The sequence below is a fragment of the Peptoniphilus duerdenii ATCC BAA-1640 genome, from assembly GCF_000146345.1.
Taxonomy (GTDB): Bacteria; Bacillota; Clostridia; order Tissierellales; family Peptoniphilaceae; genus Peptoniphilus_B; species Peptoniphilus_B duerdenii.
Map to the genome: position 1 here is coordinate 127,801 of NZ_GL397071.1, position 11,245 is coordinate 139,045.

5 protein-coding genes and 1 tRNA gene are annotated in these 11,245 nt (G+C 36.3%); 2 read left to right on the plus strand and 4 right to left on the minus strand.

All coding sequences use genetic code 11. From position 1 onward, the window contains the following. Window positions 1–410: 410 nt before the first annotated feature. From HMPREF9225_RS00500 to HMPREF9225_RS00510, 3 genes are all read right to left on the minus strand, one after another. The gene (locus HMPREF9225_RS00500) at window positions 411–2,534 is read right to left on the minus strand and encodes a 5'-nucleotidase C-terminal domain-containing protein (RefSeq protein WP_008900953.1); all 2,124 of its coding nucleotides are present in this window, start codon (window positions 2,532–2,534) and stop codon (window positions 411–413) included. Window positions 2,535–2,702: 168 nt separating this feature from the next. Then, on the minus strand, window positions 2,703–4,040 hold the full coding sequence (locus HMPREF9225_RS00505) for a butyryl-CoA:acetate CoA-transferase (protein ID WP_008900954.1): 1,338 nt from the start codon (window positions 4,038–4,040) through the stop codon (window positions 2,703–2,705). A 195-nt stretch (window positions 4,041–4,235) separates the two neighbouring features. After that, window positions 4,236–5,177 carry an RluA family pseudouridine synthase gene (locus tag HMPREF9225_RS00510; RefSeq protein WP_008900955.1) on the minus strand — a complete coding sequence of 314 codons (942 nt, stop codon included), beginning with the start codon at window positions 5,175–5,177 and terminating at the stop codon, window positions 4,236–4,238. 68 nt (window positions 5,178–5,245) lie between these two features. Between HMPREF9225_RS00510 and HMPREF9225_RS00515 the strand changes: the two genes are divergently transcribed. Continuing rightward, a complete protein-coding gene (locus HMPREF9225_RS00515; RefSeq protein ID WP_008900956.1) occupies window positions 5,246–5,935 on the plus strand; it encodes an MltG/YceG/YrrL family protein in 690 nt (229 codons plus the stop codon). A gap of 44 nt (window positions 5,936–5,979) precedes the next feature. Next, window positions 5,980–6,055: transfer RNA gene (locus HMPREF9225_RS00520), tRNA-Thr, on the plus strand. Window positions 6,056–6,664: 609 nt separating this feature from the next. Here HMPREF9225_RS00520 and HMPREF9225_RS00525 read toward each other — a convergent pair. Further along, window positions 6,665–10,033, minus strand: coding sequence for an S-layer homology domain-containing protein (locus HMPREF9225_RS00525; RefSeq protein ID WP_008900957.1), 3,369 nt, complete (start codon window positions 10,031–10,033; stop codon window positions 6,665–6,667). Window positions 10,034–11,245 lie beyond the last annotated feature (1,212 nt).

Genomic DNA, 11,245 nt, shown 5'->3' on the forward strand with positions numbered 1-11,245 from the left:
GAAGCCCTAGCCGAAATCTCTGATTTCGTAGCAGGTCTCGTGCATAGTTCCAAAGAAGCCGAATGAAATGAAGGCTGATTTGCAGAATTCGGCTACCTCTCAGGGTGACTGTAGTTGGGAAAAGAATTTTTATATTTTTTGGAATAGATGGGTTAAATATAGGTCAGATCCTTCGACTCACTTCGTTCGCTCAGGATGACCAGGTGGGAGGGATTTCGCTACAGGAAATTTATAAGTGTATGCCCCACCATGGTTATACCCGTTCGACTCCAGAGCCTTCGGCTCTTTCGCTCAGGGTGACTGTAATTGGGAAGATTTTGTAGCCTTCGGCTGTGGAAGCAAGATGCTTCCGCTACAAAAATAATCGCATTAAAAAAAGGAGCGTGTGCTCCTTTTTCATTAATTTTATTCTATTTTGCGTGGTCTATGTTGTAGAATATGGTTGCTAGTTGGGCTCTTGATGCGTATCCTGTTGGGTCATAGAACATTGTGCCGTCGTTTTTATCTTTGTCTTTGAATCCTTTTATGATTCCTAGTTTTACGCAGTCATAGATGTCTGTTTTTGCCCATGCTGGTAGTTTTGCTTCGTCTGAGAATGCTTGTGCTTCGCCTTTTACTTCCATCTTCTTGTAGTCTCTTAGGTATCTTGTCATGATGGATGCTAGTTCTGCTCTTGTGATTTCTTTGTTTGGTTTGAAGCTTCCGTCTTCGTATCCTGCTACGATTTTGTTATCTTTTGCCCATTTTAGATATTGTGCGTAGTATTCTGTGCCTGTTACGTCTGTGAATTCTACTTTTTCTTCTGTTTTTTCTACTTTTTCATATCTTCCTAGTACTGCTACTACCATTGCTCTTGTTACTGAGTTATTTGGTCCAAATTTGGTCATGGTTAGTCCTGAGAAGTATCCTTTTTCTACTGCGTATTTTATGAATTCTTCTGCCCACATTCCTTTGATGTCTTCGAATCCTTTTGCTTCTTCTGCTTTTGCGTCTTTTTTAGCTACTGTGATTCTTCCTTCTACTTGTGCGTTTACTTCTTTTTTAGCTGCGATATATTTTGCTAGTGTTTCTGATAGTAGTTCGTATTGTCCTGTTACTGTTTTGCCTTTGAATACATCGTATTGGTCTCCGCCGCCTGCGATGAAGTCGTTGGTTGCTACTTTGTATGTTTTTTCTAGGTCGATTGGTTTTCCTGCTACCATTACGTCGAATACTCTTTCGCCTGCTTTTTGTGTGTCGTCGTATTTAAATGTTAGTCCTGATACTTGGCAGAATGCTCCTGCTAGTTCTGGGGCTGCTTTTACTCCGTTTTCTAGTGCTGCTATTACTTCTTTTCCTGTTAGGTCTACTGTTACTGTGAAGTTTGTGAATGGGAATGAGGTTAGTACTTCTCCCATGGTTACGTCGCCTTTTGCGATGGTTTCTCTGATTCCTCCACCGTTTGTGATGGCGATGTCTGCTTTACTTACTTCTCTCATTGCGTCTGTTACTAGGTTTCCTAGGTTGGTTTCTTGTTTTCTGTTGAATTCTCTTCTTCCTTCTAGTTCTACTAGTGTTTTGCCGACGATTTTTTCTAGGAATGGTTTGTTAGTTTCGTCTACTTCTTTTTCGATTGCTTCGATTTTTTCATCTGGTTTTACTAGGCTCATTGCTTCGTATGAGATTAGTTCTGCTTTTTTGTCTTCGATTTTGTTTCCGTCAAAGGTTAGGGTTACTTTTCCTAGGTTGTTTGAGTGTGCTCCTGTTTGTACTAGTAGTGATGATCCTACTATTTTGCCTGTTGGGATTGCTGTGTGTGAGTGTCCGTCGATGAATAGGTCGATTCCTGGTACTGCTTTTAGTACGCCTTCTGATCTTTCTGATTCTTTGGTTGATTCATCGATTCCTAGGTGTCCGATTCCTATTATGAAGTCTGCTCCTTTTGCTTTTAGGGCTGCTACTTCTTGTTTTGCTACTTCGATTGGTTCTGCTATTACTATTCCTTTTGTGTTTGATGGGTGTGATTTGTAGTATGTTTCTGGTGTGCTTAGTCCGAAGAATCCAATCTTTACTCCGTCTACTTCTTTGATATCATTTTCTAAGAAGTCTCTCTTGCCTTGTTCTGTTACTACGTTTGATGCTAGTGTTTTGAATTTACCTTGTTTAGTTAGTTCTACTAGTCTTTGGTATCCATAGTTGAAGTCGTGGTTTCCTGGTGCCATGTAGTCATATCCTACTTCGTTTAGTAGTTTTACTATGCTGTCGCCTCTAGAGATGGTTGCAAATGTGGTTCCGTGGAATGTGTCTCCTGCGTCTAGCATTAGGACTGTTTTGCCTTCTTTTACTAGTTCGTCCTTATAGGCTTTGATCTTTCCATAGCCCATTGCTTTTTCTCTTTCGTCTGCTCTTACTCTCGCATGCACGTCGTTTGTGTGTAGTACGATGATTTCATGCTTCTTTGGTGCTGCTTTTTCTTCTGCTGCTACTGGAAATGATGCGAATACTGTTGTAAGCATCATTACTAGTGCTAGTAGTAGTGATAATTTCTTTTTCATGATTACCTCCTTGTTATATCTCTATTGTAATGTATATGGATTAAAATTTCCACTTGGCTTGTAGAAGATTTTGTCTATTTTTTATATTTCTACGATTATTTTTTATATTTTTCTAATGCTTTTTTAATTTATTCATTTAAAAAAGTGCCGCTTCTGCGACACTTATTTTTATCTGTTGGATCTTCTCCATATATTCATTTTTTCTGCTTCTTTTATTAGTTCGTCTCTAAATTCTGGTGCTGCTAGGTTTATGATTCCTTCTGCTCTTTCCCAGGTTGATTTTCCTTTTACGTTGAACTTACCATGTTCTGTTACGATCCAGTGGGTGTTTGGTCTTGCTGCTGTGATTGCTGATCCTGCATCGAAGTTTGGTAGGATTCTTGAGTGTACTTCACCAGCTTTGTCTGTGTATGTTGAGGATAGACAGATGAAGCTCTTGCCACCCTTTGATAGGTATGCGCCTAGTACGAAGTCTAGTTGTCCGCCTGCTCCTGAGATATGTCTTAGACCTGCTGATTCTGATGATACTTGTCCCCATAGGTCTACGTTTACTGCGTTGTTGATGGAGATGAAGTTATCTAGTTGTGAGATGATCCTTGCATCGTTGGTATAGTCTACTGGTGTTGCCATACATTGTGGGTTGTTGTCGATGAAGTCGTACATTTCTTGTGATCCTGCTGCGAAGGCATATACTTGTCTAAATCTGTCGATGCTCTTCTTTGCTCCGGTGATCTTTCCATTTTTATACATGTCTACGAATCCGTCTACGAACATTTCTGTATGAACGCCTAGGTCTTTTAGGTCTGATTCTGCTATTAATGATCCTACTGCGTTAGGCATGCCACCGATTCCTAGTTGTAGACATGCTCCGTTTGGTATTTCTTCTACGATTAATTTGGCTACTTTTCTGTCTACGTCTCCGAATGATCCCTTTGGTAGGGTTGCTAGTGCTGGATTGTCTCCTTCTACTACATAGTCTACTTGGTCGATGTGTACTACGTTTTCTACTCCGCCTAGTGCTATTGGCATCTTTTCGTTTACTTCGATTACTACTGTCTTAGCTTTTTCGATTACTGCCATTAAGTGGGATGCGCTTAGTCCGAAGTTGAAGTATCCGTGTTTATCCATTGGTGAGCATGTGATGTAGGCGATGTCTACTTCACAGTTTTCTCTGTAGTATCTTGGTAGTTCTGAATATCTAATAGGTCCGTAGAATGCTGCATCTGTTGAATTGATTCTGCCTCTGTCCGGTCCGCCTGAGTGCCATGATGTCCAGATGAATGTTTCTCCTTCTGGGTCTGCTTTAAATATTTCTGGTACCCATAGTAGTACTCCGCCACGTACTTTTACGTCCTTTAATTCTTTTGCACGTTTTGCTAGTTCTCTATCGATTGATACCGGGGTGTTGGTACACCATGCATAATCTACGTAGTCACCGCTTTTTACTAATGATGCTGCTTTAGCTGCGGTGATTAATTTTTCCTTATAAGATTTTGTGTAATCCATAATTCCTCCTATTTTGAAAACATTTACATTTTCTATTATACCCTAGATTTCAACTTTATAACTGTAACATCTTGATTTTCTTCTATAGTTATTTTTTTGTCGGTCTTTAATTTTTCTTTAAATCTGTAAGCCTTAGTGCGTTCATTACTACAAAGATGGAGCTCATGCTCATTGCAAAGGCTGCAATCATCAAATTTATTTTTCTTTTCTAAGCTCCTTTAAGATATCGTTTAGTTCGTCTTCCATTTCTAGAGTAAACTCTTTGCCATTTAGGTAATCGAGATTCTTAAGTCCGCCGAAAATAATCTTGTAATTGTGGAGGAATTGACTGTTAAGGCCAAAACTTCTCCTGCCCTTGTACTTTAAATCTCCAACGATGCTTCTGTTGTATTTTTTTAAAGTCGCACGAATTTGGTGAGTCCTGCCGGTTATGAGGTTTATGTCCACCAAGGTATACTCGCCTAATTTCTCCATCGGGCGGATGATAGTTTCGATTTCTTTTCCGTCTCCTCTCTCATTTAAACTTACCTTGTTCTTTTCTCTGTCCTTTTCCAAGTAGCTTATGTCGTGGATCTCTTCGTCAATGCTTCCGTCAACAAGCGCCATGTAATGTTTTTCGATTTCCCTTCGCTTGATTGCATCGTTAATCTCCCTTAGAGCCTGAGCATTCTTGCATCCGATTAAAATTCCAGAAGTATTTCTGTCTAGGCGGTTGCAAAAAGAAGGTCTAAAAGATTTCTCAACCCTCGGCACATATTCACCTTTGTGAATCATGTAGCTTACGAACATATCGAGGGCGTTCTTTTCGTAATCCTTCTTGTCGTTGTGGGTGAGAAGTCCCCTCGGTTTCTTTACGAGAGCTATGTTTTCGTCTTCGTAAATAATATCAGGGAAGTCCCTCTTCACATGATTTTTAATCTTCGTAAATTTTTCGATGGTCTCATCACTGAAATAAATCTCTACCCTATCATTTTCTTTTAAAATATATTCAGGTGCAGATTTTTTGTTATTTACGGTTATATTCTTTTTTCTAATAGACTTCATGATCAGGGATTTTTTGGCATTTTGCAAGTATTTTCCCATGAATCTGTCCAGTCTTTGATCTTTGTCATTTGAATTAATAATAATTTCTTTCATCTATTTAATTATACCATTGTTTAAAAATCTTTCCAATTCTGGTATACTAGCAACTAGGAGTTGATTTGATGAATATATTTCACAAAATGCAAGACAGTATTTTAACTGTACTTAAATACATCCTACTAGTAATATTTCTACTTGTGGTTGCATTTATAATTAAATGGAGAATCGACAATATTAACCAAGCGGCTAAGAAAAATGTCAATGTTTCTCTATCAATAAAGGACGAAATAAATATACTTAAGAAACAATATATGTCTCTAACAGAAAAAGAAGGAGTTAAGCTAGAACTTCCAAAGGTGGAACTTACAGAAGATCCACTAGATAACACCATCACTGTAGAGATAAAAGACGGAGAAAATCTCGATGAAATAGGAGAGACTCTTAAAAATCTAGATCTTATAAAAGATGTAAATGCATTTAAGAAAATCTGTTATGATATGGCTATCGAAAATAGTTTCAAAGCCGGATCTTACAAAATTGAAAAGAGAGAAACCGTTAGAGAAACTCTACTTGAAATAGTTGGGATAAGCCCTAAGACATGTGAAATCACAGTAACAGAAGCGATGGGCGCAAGAGACGTTGCGGATCTATTAAAAGAAAGAGAAGTAATACAAGATACCGATGCATTCGTAGACGCAGCAGATAAGATGGGTAAATTGGAAGATTTTAAACCGGGAAAATATGAAATCAATCTTCCACTTAGAGTATCTAAGATGATTGAAATCTTAACCACTGAACCAAGTAAAAATTAAAAACATTGACAAATATATTGTAAGTCCCTATAATATATTTGTATGCTATCGTAGCTCAGTCGGTAGAGCACTACATTGGTAATGTAGAGGTCGCGGGTTCAATTCCCGCCGTTAGCTCCATGTCCCCAGGACCATTGTCTTGGGGATTTTTTTGTTTTTGTGCGGGATTTGTAGCGGAAACAATCTGCTTTCATTAACTTAGGCATTAAATTCTCTACCTTCAGGCGAAGCTGTAAAATAAAATAAATTACGGTTTACTTTTGTAGCGGAAGCTACCAGCTTCCATTAAACTTGGTACTACATTATCTTTATTCAGCCGTAAGGCGTACAGCAATAATTCCTACAATTTATTTCGTAGCGGAAGCAAGGAGTTTCCACAGCCGAAGGCTCTACTTAGAAAATCTTAAGGAAGATAGTCACCCTGATAGGCTACAAAATCTTCCCAACTACAGTCACCCTGAGCGAACGAAGTGAGTCGAACGGGTATAACCTCCGAAGGTCAAGTCTTGTCAAGTGAAATCATCCAAACCTAGCCTCACCAAGGTTATACCCGTTCGACTCCAATGACTCAGCCTTTGGCTTCGCCATTTTCGCTCAGGGTGACTGTATTCATTAATTTTTTCCCATTATTTATGTCCGTAAGTAGTTTCTATGAATTGTAGGAAGTATAAGGAACACCTATAATTAACAAAGTTCAAATAAAAAAGACGGCTTCCCGTCTTCTTCTCATTAATAGTATCTGTAATAAATATTCCTCGTTATTATGCCTCCTGTTTCACTTGCTTCATCTGTATAGAAATATTCCAAAGAAATTTTACTACTTTCTAAATTCTCTGCAATTATTGTTGAATATTTATTTGGTCTTCTGAATGTTCCATGATAGGACTCTGTAATTTCTCTATAATTATCACCACCACCAAGCAAGGATTGCAGCTCCATACTATCCATGATTCCTCTATTATCTATATATTTACTATTCCTTATTGTGTGAACCATAAAACTTTTCAATTCTTTTAATGATTTAGATTCTCCAAGCTTTCCCCCTGTTAGGAAATTTGTAAGAACTATGTCATACCCGTAGCCTTTTGCGAGATAAGATATATTATAATTTCTAATTGCAAATTTATGTTCTACCAAATAGTATTTATTATTATACGAAACTCTATATACCTTATTTTCGTTTTCTACAATTTTAGAAGTATCCTTCATATTATTTACAAAATCAGTTTCTATTTGATTTAATTTTTCTTCTGCCATTTGGCTTAAGAATATTATTTCATAGTTAAGTTCAATATGTTCATCTCCAACTACTAATTTAATATTAGAGTTTGGTTTTGTGACTTCTAATTTTTCTAAAATTTGTGCATCTGTTAAATCGTGATTTTCTTTAAGCCCTGCAATTTTAAGGATATCTTCTCTTATAAAGCCTAAGATTGTTTCATCTGACTTATAATTTTTTCCATCCAATAGCTCTCTATTTGTTTCTCCAATGGTATAACTTTTTATTTTGTTATTTTTAATTGTATTAAGAATAGAAGTTTTTAAATTATCTTTCTCAATCGCTATTTTATTTGATTCCTTGGTAAATAGAAGATAATATTTGTTGTGTAGGTTATCTATGCCAAGTTTTATATACCCTAAGCTCTTATAAACTTCTACCAATGAGTTTTTAATACTTGTCTTGATTTTATTTTCTTTTTCAAAATCTGCTTTTGAAATAACCTTTAGTGTAAGAGAAATATTTCCAGTTATTGCTTCTTTGTCACCTCTTTTGATTTTTATTTTTGTATTGTTTTCTGATTCTGTGAGTTGTTTATTATTTTTTGGTTCTGTTGTAATTCCATTTGCTGCAAAGTCTTTAAATGCTACGTTTTTCGTCAAGCCTTGGTTGTCTGTTAAGGTTACTTCTAGTCCTGCTAGGTTTAGTTTTTCTCCTTCTGTGTAGCTTAAGTTTGTTGGTTGTGTTTTTACTACCATTTTTTCTACATGGTCTGGGTCAAATACTTTTGCCTTTACTGTTAATTGATTTGTTTGCGCTGTTAATGAACCTTTTGTTAATTCTACAGCTCTTCCATTGTTTGCAGCTACTGTTAATGCTGTTTCATTTGCTGGTGCTGCTTCTATTCCGTTTGCTTCAAAGTCTGCAAATGCTACGTCTTTGGTTAGTCCTTGGTTGTCTGTTAATGTTACTTCTAGTCCTGCTAGGTTTAGTTTTTCTCCTTCTGTGTAGATTAAGTTTGTTGGTTGTGTTTTTACTACCATTTTTTCTACATGAGCTGGATCAAATACTTTTGCACTTACTGTTAAGGCTTCTGTTTCTGCTGTTAGGTTTCCTTTTGTAAGCTTAACTTTGCTTCCATTGTCTGCTAATTTTAGTTCTGTATCATTTGCTGGTTCTGCTGTGATTCCATTTGCTTCAAAGTCTGCAAATGCTACGTCTTTTGTTAAACCTTGGTTGTCTGTTAAGGTTACTTCTAGTCCTGCTAGTGCTAGTTTTTCTCCTTCTGTGTAGGTTAAGTTTGTTGGTTGTGTTTTTACTACCATTTTTTCTACATGAGCTGGATCAAACACTTTTGCATTTACTGTTAAGGCATTTGTTTGCGCTGTTAATGAACCTTTTGTTAATTCTACAGCTTTTCCATTGTTTGCAGCTACTGTTAATGCTGTATCATTTGCTGGTGTTGCTGTAATTCCATTATCTGCAAAGTCTTTAAATGCTACGTCTTTGGTTAGTCCTTGGTTGTCTGTTAATGTTACTTCTAGTCCTGCTAGATTTAGTTTTTCTCCGTCAGTATAAACTAATTTTTTTGGTTGTTCTTTTACTACCATTTTTTCTACATGAGCTGGGTCAAATACTTTTGCATTTACTTTTAATGGAGCAGTTTCTACTTTTTCCACACCATTTAGTTTGATTTTTATGGTTGTGCCATTTTCATTTACGGATAATCCTGTTTCATTTGCTGGGTCTGTTGCGATTCCGTATTCACTAAAATCTTCTAAGCCTGCTTCTTTTACTATTCCTTGTGTGTCTGTTAACTTCAATTTTATGCCGGATAGATCTAGCTTTTCTCCTTCGGTATATTCTCGTTTTGAAGGTTGACTTACTATTTCTATTTTATCTATCTTTGTTTTGTCGAATTCTTTTGGCGTTTCTGGTTCAGATGGTGATTCCGGTTCTGTTCCTGGGTCTGACGGATTTTCTTTCCCCGGTTCTGTTGGGTTTTCTGGTTCTGTTCCTGGCTCTGACGGATTTTCTTTCCCTGGTTCTGTTGGGTTTTCTTCTCCTGGTGTTTCTGGTTGTGTCCCGGGTTCTGATGGATTTTCTTTTTCTGGTGTTCCTGGTTCTTCATGTTTATCCGGAACAGGTTTTACATCAGGATTCGGTTTAACCTCTGGTTTTTCCTCTACAATTGGTCTAAATCCATAACCAAGCCAATAAGGATAGAACCCATTCCAGGTGGAGTTTTCCCTTTTAACATCTTTTTCTTCTTTTATTTTTGAAACTTTTTCAGACTTAGTTTGATTTTCCACAAATTTTATAAAATTGTAGGTCATTTCAAAAGTTTTTTCTCTAATTGCAGGGCTTTTGTAGCTTCCATCGATACTTATATCATCGAGGATTCCATTATCCTTTGCAAAGTTTATAAAACCTTCTGCCCAGTTTGTAGATTTTGCTTCAATTTTTCTATAGTTTGGATGAATTCTCGACAAAATAGAAATCATTTCTTCGTATGTAATCTCGCCTTCCGGCCTGAAGTTACCATCTGGATAACCGCTAATATATCCCTTTTGTTTGGCGTAGACGATGAATTTTTCTGCCCAATGAGTATTAGGAACATCTTTGAAGTCCACCTTCGATGTCGAATCTTTTGCAAGATTTTCTTCGCCTTTTATAACGAGAATCATCCTCGTAAATTCTGCTCTAGTTATGGTGTCTTCTAGTTTTAAATCTTTCGTCTTGCCTCTTCCTGCTACGAAATCGTTTTCTAGTAACCAGTTAATCTTCTTGTTTTCTGTGGTAGGTTTTTCTGTAGCTACCACAGGTTCAAATGATGATAGTAGCATTATTGCTGCTAGAATAATAGCCGATTTTTTCAAAATAATCCTCCCCTTTTTAAAAATTTAAATTTTCTTCTTATATAAAATTATAACAAAAGCACTTTAAATGACAACCATTTCATAAATTTTTGGAATTATAAAATAAGCATAAAAAAAGGAACAGATTTTATAAATAAATTTCTGTTCCTTTTAATAGGCACCCATCCGTTCTGTTTTAGGTTCTATCACTGTTTTCCTCTTTTCAATTTGTGAATTAAATTTATTTTTAAAATAAATTTTGCGATGAGTTTAATATTTTATCTTACTGCCAGACAACTTAGGTTTTAAAATGCTCAAACTTTTTACATCTGTAGCTTGTGACCAAGGTGTCCTCTAAGCTTTCTATTAGCTGTAATCTCACTATTGATTTTATATGAACATTTGCATGGATTACATAAAACCCGCTTGACATCTCAAGTCGTGATTTCCTATTGCAAATGGACTTATGAATTTAAAATTCTGTTGAAATTAAATTTATGTTATCAATAGGATGAGTGCCACCCAATTTCTTGGTAGTATATTAATACCCTGCTGTGATAAATTTAAACGTGTTTTTTAAAAAATTTTTTATTTTTTATTTTTTTGATGTTTTAATTTGTTTTTTGTAATTTGAGTCAAGTTTAGATTTTATTTTTTTAATAAACTACTCTTTATATAAAATAAAATGCCCAAAAGGAGATTCCGTCTGAAAGAAACTCTTTAAAATTCAAGCCTAAGGAGACCGGCTATAAATCGCACTGTTTGAGCGTAGCGAGCCTAGATTTGTAGGTCGACGTGGCTTAGAATTTTTGAGTTTCTGTAATCGGAATCGACTTTGGGCTTTTATTTTTGGGATAACTAATTTGTTTATACTAGGTCAAATATAGGTCAGATCCTTCGACTCGGAAATAAATTTCCTCGCTCAGGATGACCGTATAGAAGGATAGACATCACCACATTTTTATAATCAATTAATTTTTTCTACGCAGAGCCTCTCGGCTGTGGAAGCAAGATGCTTCCGCTACGGGGATAAATAAAAGCATATATTTTTTACGGCTTTGCCTGAGGGAAAAGAATTTAGTATCAAAGCTTATGGAAGCTAGTAGCTTCCGCTACAAATGTAAATCATTTATAAGATATCTTTAATTCCAAATTCAGAACATTCCTCCGACCTATCACATAGAATCCTTAATCACAAGCCTTATACCAGAGAAAGCCATTGCCACCACAAGT

Coding starts and splice junctions, on each gene's coding strand:
- HMPREF9225_RS00515 (WP_008900956.1), top strand. CDS start 5,246: ATGAATATATTTCACAAAATGCAAGACAGTATTTTAACTGTACTTAAA.
- HMPREF9225_RS00510 (WP_008900955.1), bottom strand. CDS start 5,177: ATGAAAGAAATTATTATTAATTCAAATGACAAAGATCAAAGACTGGAC.
- HMPREF9225_RS00500 (WP_008900953.1), bottom strand. CDS start 2,534: ATGAAAAAGAAATTATCACTACTACTAGCACTAGTAATGATGCTTACA.
- HMPREF9225_RS00505 (WP_008900954.1), bottom strand. CDS start 4,040: ATGGATTACACAAAATCTTATAAGGAAAAATTAATCACCGCAGCTAAA.